At 35.5% G+C, this 15,394-nt stretch carries 17 protein-coding genes; 11 read left to right on the top strand and 6 right to left on the bottom strand.

Annotated elements, in window-relative coordinates; translation table 11 throughout:
- Positions 1–38: 38 nt before the first annotated feature.
- From ACFQ0R_RS05430 to ACFQ0R_RS05385, 10 genes are all read left to right on the top strand, one after another.
- Positions 39–422: an SPOR domain-containing protein gene (locus ACFQ0R_RS05430; RefSeq protein WP_379657360.1), complete on the top strand. Its 384-nt coding sequence runs from the start codon at positions 39–41 to the stop codon at positions 420–422.
- Positions 423–521: 99 nt separating this feature from the next.
- Positions 522–1,214 (top strand): DUF2064 domain-containing protein, encoded by a 693-nt coding sequence (locus ACFQ0R_RS05425; protein ID WP_379657359.1) that lies wholly within the window; start codon positions 522–524, stop codon positions 1,212–1,214.
- 61 nt (positions 1,215–1,275) lie between these two features.
- Positions 1,276–1,611 (top strand): arsenosugar biosynthesis-associated peroxidase-like protein, encoded by a 336-nt coding sequence (locus tag ACFQ0R_RS05420; RefSeq protein ID WP_379657358.1) that lies wholly within the window; start codon positions 1,276–1,278, stop codon positions 1,609–1,611.
- A 46-nt stretch (positions 1,612–1,657) separates the two neighbouring features.
- Positions 1,658–2,710 (top strand): arsenosugar biosynthesis radical SAM (seleno)protein ArsS, encoded by a 1,053-nt coding sequence (arsS, locus tag ACFQ0R_RS05415; protein ID WP_379657357.1) that lies wholly within the window; start codon positions 1,658–1,660, stop codon positions 2,708–2,710.
- 21 nt (positions 2,711–2,731) lie between these two features.
- A complete protein-coding gene (gene arsM, locus ACFQ0R_RS05410) occupies positions 2,732–3,700 on the top strand; it encodes an arsenosugar biosynthesis arsenite methyltransferase ArsM (RefSeq protein WP_379657356.1) in 969 nt (322 codons plus the stop codon).
- An 86-nt stretch (positions 3,701–3,786) separates the two neighbouring features.
- Positions 3,787–4,284, top strand: a complete 498-nt coding sequence (locus ACFQ0R_RS05405) for a rhodanese-like domain-containing protein (protein WP_379657355.1) — start codon at positions 3,787–3,789, stop codon at positions 4,282–4,284.
- A complete protein-coding gene (locus ACFQ0R_RS05400) occupies positions 4,284–4,907 on the top strand; it encodes a TIGR04282 family arsenosugar biosynthesis glycosyltransferase (protein ID WP_379657354.1) in 624 nt (207 codons plus the stop codon). The genes ACFQ0R_RS05405 and ACFQ0R_RS05400 overlap by 1 nt, the downstream gene beginning before the upstream one ends.
- A gap of 4 nt (positions 4,908–4,911) precedes the next feature.
- Positions 4,912–5,724 (top strand): purine-nucleoside phosphorylase, encoded by an 813-nt coding sequence (locus ACFQ0R_RS05395; RefSeq protein ID WP_379657353.1) that lies wholly within the window; start codon positions 4,912–4,914, stop codon positions 5,722–5,724.
- A gap of 318 nt (positions 5,725–6,042) precedes the next feature.
- Complete coding sequence (locus tag ACFQ0R_RS05390) at positions 6,043–7,029, top strand: acyloxyacyl hydrolase (protein ID WP_379657352.1); 987 nt, start codon at positions 6,043–6,045, stop codon at positions 7,027–7,029.
- A gap of 31 nt (positions 7,030–7,060) precedes the next feature.
- Positions 7,061–7,810 (top strand): GIN domain-containing protein, encoded by a 750-nt coding sequence (locus ACFQ0R_RS05385; protein WP_379657351.1) that lies wholly within the window; start codon positions 7,061–7,063, stop codon positions 7,808–7,810.
- Positions 7,811–7,822: 12 nt separating this feature from the next.
- Here the strand turns inward: ACFQ0R_RS05385 and greA are convergent, their stop codons facing one another.
- Positions 7,823–8,299: a transcription elongation factor GreA gene (gene greA / locus ACFQ0R_RS05380; RefSeq protein WP_379657350.1), complete on the bottom strand. Its 477-nt coding sequence runs from the start codon at positions 8,297–8,299 to the stop codon at positions 7,823–7,825.
- A 109-nt stretch (positions 8,300–8,408) separates the two neighbouring features.
- On the opposite strand from greA, the gene ACFQ0R_RS05375 reads away from it, so the two are divergent.
- Positions 8,409–8,834, top strand: coding sequence for a hypothetical protein (locus ACFQ0R_RS05375; RefSeq protein ID WP_379657349.1), 426 nt, complete (start codon positions 8,409–8,411; stop codon positions 8,832–8,834).
- Here the strand turns inward: ACFQ0R_RS05375 and ACFQ0R_RS05370 are convergent.
- The 5 genes from ACFQ0R_RS05370 to ACFQ0R_RS05350 all read right to left on the bottom strand — a co-directional run bounded on the left by ACFQ0R_RS05370 (position 8,827) and on the right by ACFQ0R_RS05350 (position 15,233).
- Positions 8,827–9,795: an ABC transporter ATP-binding protein gene (locus ACFQ0R_RS05370; RefSeq protein WP_379657348.1), complete on the bottom strand. Its 969-nt coding sequence runs from the start codon at positions 9,793–9,795 to the stop codon at positions 8,827–8,829. The two genes, ACFQ0R_RS05375 and ACFQ0R_RS05370, sit on opposite strands and share 8 nt — an antisense overlap.
- Before the next feature lie 84 nt (positions 9,796–9,879).
- Positions 9,880–12,474: a T9SS-dependent M36 family metallopeptidase gene (locus ACFQ0R_RS05365; protein WP_379657347.1), complete on the bottom strand. Its 2,595-nt coding sequence runs from the start codon at positions 12,472–12,474 to the stop codon at positions 9,880–9,882.
- Positions 12,475–12,610: 136 nt separating this feature from the next.
- Positions 12,611–13,195: a DUF3332 domain-containing protein gene (locus ACFQ0R_RS05360; protein ID WP_379657346.1), complete on the bottom strand. Its 585-nt coding sequence runs from the start codon at positions 13,193–13,195 to the stop codon at positions 12,611–12,613.
- An 84-nt stretch (positions 13,196–13,279) separates the two neighbouring features.
- Positions 13,280–14,542: a BaiN/RdsA family NAD(P)/FAD-dependent oxidoreductase gene (locus ACFQ0R_RS05355; RefSeq protein WP_379657345.1), complete on the bottom strand. Its 1,263-nt coding sequence runs from the start codon at positions 14,540–14,542 to the stop codon at positions 13,280–13,282.
- 94 nt (positions 14,543–14,636) lie between these two features.
- Positions 14,637–15,233: an N-acetylmuramoyl-L-alanine amidase family protein gene (locus ACFQ0R_RS05350; protein WP_379657344.1), complete on the bottom strand. Its 597-nt coding sequence runs from the start codon at positions 15,231–15,233 to the stop codon at positions 14,637–14,639.
- Positions 15,234–15,394 lie beyond the last annotated feature (161 nt).

Genomic DNA, 15,394 nt, shown 5'->3' with positions numbered 1-15,394 from the left:
TTTGCGTTATACTGTACATTTGCTTCAAAACCAACAAGATGTTAAAAAATATATTTTTTACCTTTTTCATAGTTGTCATTTATTTTTCTGCAAACTCGTGTTTGGCTCAAGATAAATTGAACGTATCCGAACTTAACACAGTAAAAAAATTAATCAAAGAAAAGCACAATTTAGAATCTGATAACGAATTAAAAAGCACTTATAAACTACAGATCTTTTCTTCTGGTTCACTAGAAGAAGCAAAAGAGACCCAACAAGAATTTGAATCGCTTGAACTTGAAATTGAGTCAAAAATTATTTACCAAACTCCTAATTATAAAGTATGGATAGGTAATTATAGAAACAGGATACAAGCGGATAGAGTTTTCGAAAAAGTAAAGTCTGAGTATCCAAATACCCTGATCATACGACCAGGCAAATAATTCTGGCTCTGTTAATTTGGATTTATTTATTTCGCCTTTCCCTTTGATAGAAAAAGTAAACCTTAGTAAGGTTTAATTCGTAATTTTGACTAAAGGAATATGAGAGAGAAAACAGGCATATTAATTTTTTCAAGATCGACAGATATAGAATGCTCTGTCAAAAAATTTGACGGTAATCAGAGTTTCTTTGAAAGTCAAAAAGAAAGACTTGAAAATTTATGCTCCAAAACAGGTCTTGATACCATTTGGTATAATGAACACCTTCAAGTGGGCGGCAATTTTGGTGAAAGATTTTGCAATTCAATCTCTTCAGTATTTTCTAAAGGTTACAATAGCCTAATTATAATAGGTAATGATTCCCCACAATTAAAGTATTACCACCTTCAATCTAGTATCGATTCTTTGCAATCTGGCAGAGTTTCTTTGGGTAAATCATTTGATGGCGGATTTTATCTGCTTGCCATTAAAAAGCAACATTTCAATTATCCTGAGTTTCTGAATCTTTCCTGGAATACTTCGAAGGTAAGTTCTGAAATTATTCAATTGCTTCAGACAAAAGCTAAAGTCAGTTTTATATCGACTTTAAAAGATGTTGACAATCAGTTAGATTTTTCAAGTTTACTTAATTTTTCAAAACAACTCTACACCGATGTTATTTTGATATTAAAAAGAATACAAAAGTTCTTCGATTTTAATTTCCAAAACCCTTCTTTGTTTAATGAAAAAATCATTTTTGGTTCTTTTCAGAATAAAGCTCCACCAATACTTTCAAGAGTTTGTAGAACATCATAATTAAATTTATTCAATTTTTATTAACATCACAGGGCAGCATTGCCCTATAAACCTATTATACATGGCAGATTCTTATTACGATCCAAAAGACCTTAGAAAATTTCCAAAAATCACTGACTGGAGTCAAGAGCTGGGAGACAAATTTTTTGATTACTACGGTAAGGTTTTTGAAAAAGGAGCGCTTTCTGAACGCGAAAAATCACTAATTGCTTTAGCAGTTTCTCATGTGGTGAAATGTCCATATTGCATCGATGCTTATACTCAAGACGGACTACAACGCGGCATCACCAAAGAAGAAATGATGGAAGCTGTACATACTGGTGCAGCGATAGAGTCTGGAGCAACACTGGTCCATGCCACTCAAATGATGAAAAAATACGACAAGTTGAGTCATTAAGATTAATAAATTGATTCTCGACTTCAAACTTTTAAAAGATTAAGAAATGGCAACGAAATCTCTGCTAGCTAGAAAGAAATTGATGGCGAAGGCCGAAGAGCAATTGAAATTCCTTTCCAACGGAATCTTCAAGGATGAGCTTCCTACCTTCAAAGATCAATTGGAAAAGATCAACGATTTCCCGCTTAAACCAAAATCACTTGAAATCCTACAGCTTAATCTTGGTTATATGTGTAACCAGGTTTGCGAGCATTGCCACGTGGATGCTGGCCCAGACCGAAAGGAAATCATGACCAAAGAGACCATGCAGCAATGCTTGAAAGTCATCAAAACCACCAAAGCTCATACGCTGGACTTAACTGGTGGTGCTCCAGAAATGAATCCAAATTTCAGATGGTTTGTTGAGGAAGCTTCAAAACTTGGCGTAAAAGATTTTATAGTAAGATCCAACCTTACCATCATAAGAGCTAATAAAAAATATCATGACTTGCCCGAGTTTTTCAAAAAGCATAACGTCCACGTCGTTAGCTCTATGCCACATTGGACCAAAGGCAAAACTGACAAGCAAAGAGGTAGCGGTGTTTTTGACAAGTCGATAAGAGCCTTACAAGATCTTAATGCTATTGGATATGGTTTACCGGATTCTCATCTTCAGTTGGATTTGGTTTACAATCCTTCAGGGGCTTTTCTGCCTTCCAATCAAGAAGCTATGGAGCAAGATTTCAAAAAAGCACTTAAGGATGATTTTGGGATTGAATTTAATAATTTATTTACCATCACCAATTTGCCAATTTCAAGATATTTGGATTACCTAATCGCTTCGGACAATTATGAAGATTATATGTATAAATTGGTAGATGCATACAATCCAGCAGCTGTCAAAAATGTAATGTGTAGAAATACGCTTTCCATAAGCTGGGATGGATGGTTATATGATTGTGACTTTAATCAGATGCTGGAAATGAAAGTAGAAAGTCCGGTACAGCACATCAGGGATTACAACGAAGAATTACTTCAGAATAGATCAATTTGCGTGTCACAGCATTGCTATGGATGTACTGCAGGTGCAGGAAGTTCTTGCCAGGGAAGTGTGGTTTAATAAATCAATTATAAAACTAAAATGAGTTACTTAGAAACAACCTACAATCTTTATAAAGATGCAGCAGTCACTCCAGATGTTGGCTTATGTTGCACAACAAACCCTGTGTGGGAATTACCTGGATTGAAAATCCCCAAAGTCATGCAGGAAATGAATTATGGCTGCGGAAGCACTGTTCATGCCAGGGACTTATCCAACAATCCGAAAATGCTGTATGTAGGCGTTGGTGGCGGAATGGAATTGCTACAATTTGCGTATTTCAACCGTCAGAAGGATGGTGTTTTAGGAGTAGATATGGTCGATGAAATGCTGGAAGCCTCCAGAAAAAACTTTTTGGAAGCAGAAAAAGTAAATCCATGGTTCCAAAGTGATTTCGTTAGTCTAAAAAAAGGCGATGCACTCCATCTACCCGTAGAAGATAATAGTGTTGATGTAGCTGCCCAAAACTGCCTCTTCAATATTTTCAAATCTGAAGATCTTAAAAAAGCCATAGAAGAAATGTACCGTGTGCTGAAGCCTAACGGTAAATTGGTGATGAGCGATCCTACCTGCGAGCAGGAAATGAACGAGACATTAAGAAATGATGACAGATTGAGAGCACTTTGCCTGAGTGGTAGTTTACCTCTGGCAGAATATGTGAAAGCACTTACTGATGTTGGATTTGGCACTATAGAAATAAGAGCTAGAAAACCTTATCGAATTTTAGATCCAAAACACTTTCCAACAGATGAATTGATTTATATAGAATCTGAAGAAGTCGCTGCTATCAAAGATCCTATGCCGGAAGATGGGCCATGTATTTTCACAGGTAAAGCCGCAATTTATTATGGTGATGATTCCTTTTTTGATGACCAGAAAGGTCATATTTTACTAAAAAACCAACCACTGGCCATTTGTGATAAAACTGCAAAAGCTTTATCAGATTTAAAAAGAGATGATATCTATATAAGTGAATCTACGTATCATTATGATGGTGGTGGATGCTGTTAGAAATAGTAAAAAAATTACTAAGTACGGAATGAGCTAAACAAAGCTTATAACTTTGCAGGAATAACATTTTCTTCAAGTCGATTTCAATGAAAACAAAATTTAGTATATTTTTATTTATTATCCCTTTGCTTTCTTTTTGTCAAAGTGAGATGGATAAAGCAATCCATAAATATAATGAGGGTAGTGTCGAATATATAAAAGTTGATCAACTAGCTCAGCTCAAAACTACTGGGAAGAACATTAAATTATTAGACACAAGACAGGCTTCAGAATATAGCATAAGTCATATCCGAAATGCAATTTATGCTGGATATGATGATTTTAAACTAAAGTCTATTCAAGATAAAATAAACACTCAGGACACTATTGTCGTCTATTGTTCAATAGGAGTACGTTCCGAAGATATTGGAGAACAACTTCAAAAAGCTGGTTACAAAAATGTTTTCAATCTTTACGGAGGTATTTTCGACTGGGTTAACAAGGAAAATCAAGTTTACAATCAACAAGGTGAGCCTACAGAGAAAGTTCATGCTTATGATTTGTTTTGGAGTAAATACCTCAAGAAAGGTCAAAAAGTATATTGATGGAAAAACTAGTTATTGTTTTTGCTAAAAACCCAGAACTTGGTAAGTGCAAAACACGTTTAGCCAAAAGCATTGGGGACAAAAAAGCTTTAGAGGTTTATAAAGAATTGATTCAACACACCGCCAAAACCATAGGCACCGTCAATGCTAGCCGAGCAGTATTTTATTCAGAAGAAATTCAAAATCGTGACTTTTGGGACGATACTTTATTTCAAAAAAAAGTTCAGGGAGATGGACATTTAGGACAAAAAATGCAAATAGCTTTTGAGTGGGGTTTTGAACAAGGTTACTCCAAGATTTGTATTGTAGGCAGTGACTTGTTTGAGCTGAGAACATCAGATATCGAAAAAGCTTTTCAGGAATTAGACCAAACCGATATGGTATTTGGCCCTGCAAATGATGGTGGTTATTATCTGATGGGAATGTCCAAACTTCATCAAAATGCCTTTTTGAAAAAAGCCTGGAGCACCGAAACTGTTTTAGAAAAAACCATACAAGATTTGCAAGGTCTAAACTTAACTTTTCTTGAAGCTAAAACTGATATTGACACTGTTGAAGACTTGGTTATATACTCAAATTTTCATAATTATATTCCAAATCAAATATTAAAAGAACTAACATAAACATATGAAAGATAGACTAGAAAAAACGGTAAGTTATTTAAAAGAAAAAGGATTTCTAAAACCCGAAATAGGCATTATTCTCGGGACAGGTTTAGGAAAACTCATAGACCAAATTGAAATAGAAAAAGAAGTTAGTTACAATCATATCCCATATTTCCCAACGGCAACTGTAGAATTTCATCAAGGTAAATTCATCTTTGGAAATCTGTCTGGAAAAAAAGTCGTTGTCATGCAAGGACGTTTTCACTTTTATGAAGGCTACTCACTACAGGACATCACCTATCCAGTCCGTATTATGAAAGAGCTTGGTATTGATAAATTACTCGTTTCCAATGCAGCTGGAGCAATCAACAAAGACTACAAAAAAGGAGATTTGATGCTTATTGACGATCATATCAATCTCCAGGGAGGCTCACCTTTAGCTTTCAAAGGTGTTTCCCAATTTGGAAAACGTTTTGTCGATATGCTTGCACCTTATGACAAGGATATGAATTCAAAATTTGAAGAAATTGCTGATAAAAATAACATCACACTTCACAAAGGTGTTTACGCTTCTGTTGTGGGTCCTCAGCTTGAAACTCGAGCCGAATATCGCTACCTGAGCATCATTGGCGCAGACGCTGTAGGCATGAGTACCGTTCCAGAAGTGATTGTCGCCAATCACCTCAACTTGCCTGTTGCCGCTATTTCTGTGTTAACAGACGAGTGTGATCCCGACAATTTACAGCCTGTTGATGTCGAGGAAATTATCGCTGTAGCTAACAAAGCAGAGCCAAAATTGGTGAAATTGTTCAAAGGCTTTATAGAAGGTATTTAGGGCGTTTACAAGCTTTCCGCTGCAAGTCCGCCTTTGGTTTTGGAGATCTGTAAGTTATAAAAAGAGCTTCTTAACAGTCGCTTTTTTATAACAACAGCTCTATTCCAAAATCTACTTGCGGGCTTTTCACTTCAATCCCTAACGCAGCTTACGTTTAGTTTCATCAAATAAAGTTTAAGTTTGCAGCATCCAGTTGACCAATTGATGAAACTAAACTATCTATTATGCTTGTGGCTTTTCATGTGCTTCACCCAAAGCATAGCACAGGAAAAAAACTATGCCGATGCCTTTCATGTCGACTATTTGCACGGGAGAATCATGAGGCACAGTCCTCAGATTTTGCAGCTCATTCAGGGGTCAACACAAGGCCTTTTATTTTCCTGGGAGCGCAAAACCTACGGAGACAAAGACTGGCAGCAGCTCTATAATTATCCGAGTTATGGCGCTTCTTTATTGGTTCAGGATATGGGCTCCCCAGAGCTGGGGAGAGTGTATAGCCTACACGGAGAGTACAGGTTTTTCTTTTGGGAGCGACAACTCAGCCTGAAAGCCGGACTTGGTGCAGGCTATATTCCCAAGACCTACGATCCTTTAACAAACCCTAGAAATACAGCCTACGGCTCGTCACTTACGGCTTCGATTATCTTTGGCTTGGAGTACCGACTTAAGCAAATTTTCGGCTCACCCATCGATTTTAAATTTGGTGGTTTTTTGGTTCATTATTCCAACGGAAAAACAAAGTCGCCAAACACGAGTACCAATAATTATGGGGTTCAAATCGGACTGAGTCATCAGTTTTCAGAAACAGAAAAGACCTATACAACCAGCGTTTTAGAACCAATCACTAAATCCTGGTCCTGGGATCTTGTAGCGGCAACAGGAGTAAATGACAGTGGCATCTGGGGAGAAGATAATGAGGCTTTTTTGACGCTAACGACTTCGGTTAACAAACGGCTTTCACAGCGCAGCGGGATAAGCCTTGGTATGGATGTGTTTTTTACGCCATCGGTCAAAACCTTTATACAATACAGAGCTGCAGCTTATCCAGAAGAGGATCAGTTTCAAGGGGATGAAGACTGGAGACGAGTTGGTTTATTTTTAGGTCATGAACTGTATTTAGGACAATGGAGTGTGTTGTCGCAAATCGGGTATTATGTGTATTATCCTATTGATTATCTTAACAGAGAATATTTGAAAGTTGGTGTAAGACGCTACCTCACAGATCAATTCTATGCCTCACTTTTACTCAAATCCCATTATTCAAAAGCGGAAGCCATAGAATTCGGAATAGGCATACGCTTATGAAACCCCGCTTAAATACTATTAATTGAATACAATGAAAAAAATCGTTTACATATTAGCTTCTGCGCTTATTCTCGCCGCCTGTGATATAGACAGCACAAAGGATTGCTTAGGTGGAGGGGGCAAAACTGAAACTCGCGATTTATCTATTTCAGACTTAAGGCGAATCACCATCAGAGAAAACATAACCCTTGAGATTACTTATAGTGATGAAGAAAGACTTGAAGCTGTTGGTGGTGCAGATCATCTGAATCAACTGGAAATCATTCAAGATGGAAACGAATATGAATTCAAGGCCAGTAGCCTTTGTACTACCGGATTCTCTGAGGCACCCATCGTCTTAAAATTAAAAAGTTCAAAACTAACTTATGTGAGGAATTCTTCACAATTCGAGGTGGTAAGCACCAATACCTTAGAATATGAGGAACTCTCTTTGATATCTGAAGATTTTAATGATTCTGATGCTCTGAATCTTGGGAACTTCAAAATAGAAGTAAACAACAAAAGACTAAGCCTGGTGGGGAATGGCATATCCGATTTTGAAATTTCAGGAAAAACCCAACAGTTTCGATTTAATACCGCCTCCGGCTCAGGGACTATTCTGGCAAGACATTTAGTAGCACAAGAAATTACTTTTTTCCATCGCTCCTTCAGAGATGCCATTGTAACTCCAGTCCAATCTTTAAAAGGAGAGATTCGATCTAGCGGAAATATGATTAGCACAAAAAAACCCCCACTAGTGGAAGTTAAAGAATTTTATATTGGTAAACTTATTTTTGAATAAGCGTATTGATTTTTAATCTCTGGAGACTTCAAGAATTTCAAAAGTGATTTTACCATTAGGCACTTCAATTTCGGCTGTATCCCCTGTTTTTTTACCTAACAATCCTTTTCCTATAGGTGAATCCACGGAAATTTTACCTGTTTTCAAGTCAGCTTCACTTTGAGCAACCAACTTATAGGTCATTTCCTTATTCATCTTCGTATTTTTTAATCTCACTTTGCTATGGATCAAAACTTTGGATGTATCTAGTTGAGACTCGTCTATGACTCTTGCATTAGCTACAACTTCTTCAAGTTTTGCAATACGCATTTCCAGCATTCCCTGAGCTTCTTTAGCGGCATCATATTCAGCATTTTCACTTAAATCTCCTTTATCTCTTGCGTCAGCAATGTCTTGAGAAGCTTTAGGTCGTTCTACATCTCTTAAATGATCAAGTTCTGCTCTAAGCTTTTTTAGGCCTTCTTCTGTATAGTAAGATACTTTACTCATAATCTAGTCTTTTATATATAACAAAAAAAGAATCCCGGACATTTCGAGATTCTATATTACAAATATAATATTTTTGTAGGTTCAAAGTCATAAACACCTAAAAATTAATATGAAAGCTATTTTTTTTCTTATTGGACTATCATTTTTGATAAGTTGTGAAAGTGATGATAACTTGAGGAGAAACCCCAACTTATTAAATATTAACGTGAATTACGAGGTAAATCTAAGTCTTCCTCAGTTCAATAACCTCAACTTTAGTGGTAATTCAGTTTATATTCCAGGTCAAGGTAATCTGGGCCTTATTATAGTTAATTCTGGCAGTAGTTATTTAGCATGGGACGCTGCGGATCCTAACCTCGTTCCCAATGAGTGTTCAAGACTTATCATTGATGGTTTAAATGCAGCCTCCATATGTGATGAGCCTCCAAATAGTTATAGCCTGATTACAGGTCAACCTTTAGTAGAAAATTTGAGATATCCTCTTTTTGCGTACAGAATAACAGAAAGTGGGGGTGTACTCAGAATATTTAATTAAGCCTCTGCTTAATTCTTTCAAAATCAAAGTCGAAATACACCTTATCATTCAGTTTTAAGTTGACTTGTGAAGTTGCAAAAATTGACTTGGAATTGAAATCTAATTCAATGAGGTAATGTGAGCCTTTAAAGTAGGTTGATTTTATTATACCTTGATATTCAGAAACTTTCTTAAAGCTAATTTCGTGAGGAAAAATTAAAACTTTATCATCTTCAAATTCAAGATTGAATTTAGTTTTTTCTATAACATTTATATCTCCGAAAAGTGAGGCACAATATTCGTTTTTTGGCTTATTAAAAACCAGTTGTGTAGTTCTAAAATCTTGAGCTTCTCCATCTTTAAGAACCATCGTATAGTCAGAAAATGGTAAGACATCATCAGCATCATGAGTAGCAAATATGCAGGTGATATCTTCTTTTTTTAAAAATTGAAAAAGACGGCGTCTCAATCTGTGTTTCAAAAATTGATCGATATGACTAAAAGGTTCATCGAGTAAAATCAATTCTGGTGGCTTTGCTAAAGCTTGTGCAATTGCTACTCTTTGTTTTTGACCTCCACTCAAGGTTTTTACTTTTTGATGCTTAACATCATCAAGGTCGAAGAGTGATATAAGCTCATCACTCCTTTTTTTATTTTTTTCTGGTGTTTCTCTTGATAAATATTTCTGAATGTTTTCTTCTGAGGTTGTGAAAGGCATTAAATCAAACTCCTGCGACAAGTGTTTAAATTTTGGATACCCTGGAACTAAGTTATAGGCTGGTCCTAAAATTTTTTGCTCATTCCATTGAATTGAACCTTTATCAAGATCAAAAAGACCGTAAAGAGATTTTATAAGGGTGCTTTTACCACAGCCACTTTCTCCTATCAGAGCTAGATGATCTCCTTTATCTAATTCAAAATGAATGTTTGAGACTCCCTTATCATTTTCATGTAGATAAGTAAGTCCATTGACTTTTAGCATGAATAACTATTTATACAAAAGTAGCTAAAGCAAAAAGACCGAAGTCAATATCACTTCGGTCTTTTTGCTTTTTTAAACTAATCCTTATTCAACTATTAATTTTTTAGTGTATGTCTTACTTTCAGATTCTACAAGTACGATATACATTCCAGAATTTAAGGTTTGAATATCAACTTTCTGATTATTATCAGAAGTCCTGGATAGAATTAATTTCCCATTCATATCGTAAATATTGACTAGAGCGTTCGCAAGATTTCCGTTTGTCAAGCTTAAGCTAAAGCTTTCCTTGGCTGGATTTGGGTAAATACCGAAAGTATTAAACCCAAAAGTATCATTAGATAGCGAACAACTCAAAACGTCGTTTGGCGGCAAGTCAAAGGCTTCAACTTGATCACTCCTACTAAAAGAACTACCTTGATCTGCGCCCCAACCTAAACCTCTACTGGCAAAAACTTCCCAGATTAAACATTGGTTAGCACCATCATTTGCTAGCATATCAGCTTCTAATATTGCATCACGTCCGTCAATAAAACCAGGTGAACAAGACTGTAATTTCATACCATCAATGACCAACTGCATGTTGATGTTGTTTCCTCCATTCCCATTATAAAGATCGGAATCAAAACCGTAGCGCTCTATAAGTGCCCAATTTAAATCCCAAAGCATAGTTGCCCATACAAAACCTATTCCGTGTGGTCGACTCAAACTAGGGTTATTTGTTAAACCATAAGTAGCGGGATTTAAGTTTCTATCTGTCGTGTAACGAAAAGGACGAATTCCTACTCCTTCTATAGGCTGAGAAGTTGCAAATGTTCCTATTCCTCTACCTTGAGTAGCAAGATCTTCTTGAGAAATTGTCATCATCAGTCCTAACCAATCACTCCAACCTTCTCCCATTTGTTCCTCATTTGTCAAACAAGATGCTGCACTTGCACCACCTGTTAAACGATTTGAAACTCCATGACCATATTCATGAGCTATAATTCCATTATCGAAATCTCCATCGATTTGGTAAGGTCCATTATTAGCTAAAACACCTCTTACTAAGTCACCGTTTTCAATTGCTTCAATTAAAGCTTCACCATCCGTTAAACTTATCATAATAGATGGTATGGTAATTCCAGTGTCCTCACCTCCCATTGCTATGGGATTTCCCAAAACATTATTTACCATAATTACTGCGACGGCACCTGCTGCTTGAGCTTTTTCAATCTTGCTTACAAAAGTACAAGAGCCTCTTCTCATGATTACTATTTTTTGACCTAATTCGTCTGAATTAATTAAATCCTCACAAATATCATTTTCATCTGGATCTGGATTAGAATCTACAGCTATAGCAATTTCTGAAGAAATAGGTTCTGCTGTAAGAGCGGGTCCAAAAGCTGCTGGTATCCCATCGTAACCTCCAGCCAAAGCTTCTGGAGCTTCAATAGTTAAAGGCTCTATAGGAGGACCTGGAGCTGACCAAAGAAACATTTGCATCCTTGGCCTTGCACCATCTGGAGGAGTACCAAAGTTTGCATTATTTATGCCAGCACCATCTTGAGCTTCAGCTCTTACGTAATCATTGCCATTACCTTCTCCAGTATAATTGGTCTGCTGAAAATTTCCAGAAGCTTCATCAAATCCATAGTGAGCCCACATGTCATGCACTACATTATTCCAATAAAATAAATTAGTAATTGCAGCGTCTTCATATAGTTGAGCAGGCTGATTAAAATCCAGAGGAAAATCAAAATTCAATTCAGCTCCTCCATCTGGTGAATAGCCTGGTGCATTGTTATTTCCTCTATCTTCATACGCATTTACATTATTCCCTCTAGTGATGGTATATTCTGCACCTTCAGCACCATCAACATCATGCCACCCAAATGGTGAAAACTCAGTATCCGCAGGGTTCGATATAAGACTTCTCGGTCCATGACTCGGAGATTCTATTGGATAAGGAAAGACATTATAAACTGGGCTATCTATAGATTCCGAAAAACCTTGCTCTGATTGTTTCGCCACAAAAGGCACTCTTAACTTTCTATTGATGATAGATGAATGATCAAAATTACAGTTAACTATCCAATCTTGTTTTTCTAAAATCCTCCCGTTTAAGGCATCTACTCTTAAGCTCCACCAGTGAGACCCATCTATCAAGTGAATTGATAAATCCCAAGCTAAGTATAGCAATCCATTTTCAGACTTGTGATAAACTAGTTTAATTGGAATTTCATCTATAGAGATTTCAGATTTTGAAAGTATTAAGTTATTAACTGAGTTAGTTTTCAATATAGAGGCATTACCTAGTTGACCAATGCCTAATTGTATGGAAGCAGACTTTAAAGCCTCCTGTGGAGTTAAAGATGGACTTTGACTATTAATTTTCGAAACTATATTAACTTCAAAATCATATTTAGCATATACTATCTCATTATTTCTTAAAGCAAAGTTTCCTATTGCATTAAAAATTGGAATTCCTGAATACGTCTGTTGAACATAAATATGGTTTACATCTGTGCTTTTTGAAAAATGCTTTGAATTTAACTTTAAATCTGAAAAATCGTTCAATAAAAGATAATTATCAGACTGTTTTTGCTCTAAATAATTTTTGATAAACTCAACTTCTGTTTGAGCATTAAGTTGAAAAAAAATCCCTGAAACAAATAAAAAATAGAATAATTTTGAATACATGTGAAGTTCTTAATAGATTTCAAGCAATCTAATTATAAAATTTAATAACTATTAACTAACAAGTGTTAATTTTTAGGCACAAAAAAAACCACAAGAAATAAATCAAGTGGCTTTTATACATTTATTTTAATAAAGCTTACTTAGCGTCAGCCCACATAGAGCTTTCATAATCTGCTACTTTACCTTGTAGAATAGCCATATTTTGTTCTTTAGAAGCTGTAGGATCCATTTGTATAGCTTCACCTTCCGGAGTATATACCATATAAAATCCGTCTTCCATAGAAGCTAACTTAATTAACTCTTCATTTTCATCGATAGCATTCCATGTTTTATTTTCTGGTGTATAGACCATCTCTAAAGTTTTACCTTTATTTTCTCCTGACAGTACTTCTACTGTGAAATGATTTTTGGTAGCTGTCATTTTAACATCCTGTCCTTCTATATTAGCATATTGAATATCTTCTTCACCTTCTGCCATAGCTATAGGATTATCGCCTGTCCAAAACTCTAGGACATTAAAAAATAATACATCTCCTGCGATAAATAAACCATATACAGGAACAATATTTAAAGCCCAGAAAATTAAGTTATCTAAAAATTTGTTGCTAGTCACTCCATCATTCCAGTCTCTTAAAGACTTGAATGCACTGAAAGAACCCAAGCAGCTAGTACTCAATAATGTCATTGATAAAGCTCCGCAAATAAAAATCTTCTTTCTCATTTTGTTTAGGTTTTTAAGGTTAATACTTCCAATTTATATTTAAATCATAGAATTAGCCTTTGACTCAACACAAATTTAACACTATTAAGACTGACTAAGTTGCTTAGCACAAACATAAGAACTCGTCCACGCGTTTTGAAAATTGAATCCACCTGTCACAGCATCTATGTTTAAAACCTCACCTACAAAATATAAATCATTATGAAGTTTACTTTGAAAAGTCTTAAAATCAATTTCTTTAAGATCTACCCCACCAGCGGTTACAAATTCATCTTTAAAAGTACTTTTCCCATTAACATGGTATTCACCAGCACAAATTTCTTTAGCCAAAGAATGAATTTGGAGCTTACTTAGATTAGACCAGTTAAGTTCTTGGTCGATATCAATGAAATCCAGAAGACTTTGCCATAATCGCTTTGGCAATCCTTCTATAGGGTTGGAATATAAAAATTGCTTTGGATGCGATATTTTCAGTTTTTCAAAAAGAGATTTTAAAGATTCTATGTTATATTGAGGTAGCCAATTTACTCTCAATTGAAATTGATGATTTAGTTCATGAAATACTCTGGCTCCCCAGGCCGAAAGTTTCAAAATACAAGGCCCACTTAAACCCCAATGAGTGATTAATAAAGGTCCTGATGATTGAAGATATTTAAGCTTTTGCTTAGACACACCTCTATTTTTAGTCGTGAAAACCTCAATTTCTGCATCTAAGCTTATACCAGGGAGATTCTGCAAACGTTTGTCTTTCACATTAAATGTGAATAAAGATGGGACTGGGTCAATAACATGATGACCAAGGGTTTGAATCATTCGCCACATTTTTGGGCTACTTCCAGAGGCTATGATTATTTTTTTCGCAAACACATGAAAATCTTTACACTGCAATTCCCAAGAAAACTCTTGCCCCTCTAATTTTTTAATAAAATCAACTCCTGCATTGGTTTTGACCTCAACACCAAATTTATTAGCCTCATTTTCGAAACAATCAATAATGGTTTGTGAAGAATTTGAAACTGGAAACACGCGTTGATCCTCCTCAATTTTAAGCTCGATTCCTCGATCTTCCAGCCAAGCAAACATATCACCTGTCATAAATTGATGAAAAGGACCTAAGAGTTCTTTATTACCTCTAGGATAATTTTTAGCCAGAGCTTTAGGGTCAAATTCCGCATAAGTGACATTACAACGTCCACCTCCTGAAATTTTAACCTTACTTAAGACTTGCTTGCCTTTTTCTAAAATAAGTATCTTTAGTGTTGAGTTTGATTCTGCAAGATTAATACCCGCAAAAAAACCTGCTGCACCTCCACCAATAATAGCTACATCTGTTTCAGTAATTTTCATGCAACAAAAGTAATTGAATAGATGCTTCTAATTATAAAAATACTTTTAAGATGTGTCTGAACTAAGGAAGAATCTATAAATAGAAATTCGTAGATTAATTTAAAGATGAAGCTATTTGCATCGCCAAGAATTTTTGACCAAATTCTGAATTTAGATATTTCATATCTTCAGCATTAGACAGAAAGCCAAGCTCAACGATTACCGCAGGGCATTTCAAATTCTTTAGTAAGTGAAAGTTTGCAGACTGTAAGGCTGAAGTTTTAAAATCCTTACGTTTAAAAGACTCAAGAATTTTAGTTCCGAAATAAGATGATTTGACTGTAAATTCATTTTCAGCAACAAAAACCTCAACTCCATTTCTATCTCTGTCTGATGAGTAATTGGCATGGAGAGAAATAACTAAATCTGGTGAAAGAGCTTCAATTTTAGCGATCCTATCTTGAAGAGACATAAATTTATCTTCAGTTCTCAAAAGAACAATTTCGATGTTTTTATCATTACAAAGTTCTTTAAGGTGAGAAGATACATCTGATACAATTTGTTTTTCTAGTATAGAATTGCTTTGTGCGCCAGCGTCTAGTCCACCATGACCAGCATCAATAACTACCTTAATTTTACTGGGATTTGTTGGATCTGCAGTTGCAAAATTAAACCCAACACATAAAACGAATAAAAAGCAAAACAATCTCATAACTCCCAATTATTATTATCACTAATGTAAGAAAATTATTTATAAAATTTAAGACTCGTTTATGCTAAAATTTTTTTTAACATTAAAAATCAAAAATAGCCTCTCAAAATAAGAGGAGCTTTATTAGTACAGCGGAGTTCGGGTAGTTATTGGAAAGAGTT

The organism is Psychroflexus salinarum, assembly GCF_042677225.1.
GTDB classification, from domain to species: domain Bacteria; phylum Bacteroidota; class Bacteroidia; order Flavobacteriales; family Flavobacteriaceae; genus Psychroflexus; species Psychroflexus salinarum.
This window is presented reverse-complemented; position numbering and strand designations above follow the sequence as displayed.

Coding starts and splice junctions, on each gene's coding strand:
- ACFQ0R_RS05430 (WP_379657360.1), top strand. CDS start 39: ATGTTAAAAAATATATTTTTTACCTTTTTCATAGTTGTCATTTATTTT.
- ACFQ0R_RS05425 (WP_379657359.1), top strand. CDS start 522: ATGAGAGAGAAAACAGGCATATTAATTTTTTCAAGATCGACAGATATA.
- ACFQ0R_RS05420 (WP_379657358.1), top strand. CDS start 1,276: ATGGCAGATTCTTATTACGATCCAAAAGACCTTAGAAAATTTCCAAAA.
- arsS (WP_379657357.1), top strand. CDS start 1,658: ATGGCAACGAAATCTCTGCTAGCTAGAAAGAAATTGATGGCGAAGGCC.
- arsM (WP_379657356.1), top strand. CDS start 2,732: ATGAGTTACTTAGAAACAACCTACAATCTTTATAAAGATGCAGCAGTC.
- ACFQ0R_RS05405 (WP_379657355.1), top strand. CDS start 3,787: ATGAAAACAAAATTTAGTATATTTTTATTTATTATCCCTTTGCTTTCT.
- ACFQ0R_RS05400 (WP_379657354.1), top strand. CDS start 4,284: ATGGAAAAACTAGTTATTGTTTTTGCTAAAAACCCAGAACTTGGTAAG.
- ACFQ0R_RS05395 (WP_379657353.1), top strand. CDS start 4,912: ATGAAAGATAGACTAGAAAAAACGGTAAGTTATTTAAAAGAAAAAGGA.
- ACFQ0R_RS05390 (WP_379657352.1), top strand. CDS start 6,043: ATGAGGCACAGTCCTCAGATTTTGCAGCTCATTCAGGGGTCAACACAA.
- ACFQ0R_RS05385 (WP_379657351.1), top strand. CDS start 7,061: ATGAAAAAAATCGTTTACATATTAGCTTCTGCGCTTATTCTCGCCGCC.
- greA (WP_379657350.1), bottom strand. CDS start 8,299: ATGAGTAAAGTATCTTACTATACAGAAGAAGGCCTAAAAAAGCTTAGA.
- ACFQ0R_RS05375 (WP_379657349.1), top strand. CDS start 8,409: ATGAAAGCTATTTTTTTTCTTATTGGACTATCATTTTTGATAAGTTGT.
- ACFQ0R_RS05370 (WP_379657348.1), bottom strand. CDS start 9,795: ATGCTAAAAGTCAATGGACTTACTTATCTACATGAAAATGATAAGGGA.
- ACFQ0R_RS05365 (WP_379657347.1), bottom strand. CDS start 12,474: ATGTATTCAAAATTATTCTATTTTTTATTTGTTTCAGGGATTTTTTTT.
- ACFQ0R_RS05360 (WP_379657346.1), bottom strand. CDS start 13,195: ATGAGAAAGAAGATTTTTATTTGCGGAGCTTTATCAATGACATTATTG.
- ACFQ0R_RS05355 (WP_379657345.1), bottom strand. CDS start 14,542: ATGAAAATTACTGAAACAGATGTAGCTATTATTGGTGGAGGTGCAGCA.
- ACFQ0R_RS05350 (WP_379657344.1), bottom strand. CDS start 15,233: ATGAGATTGTTTTGCTTTTTATTCGTTTTATGTGTTGGGTTTAATTTT.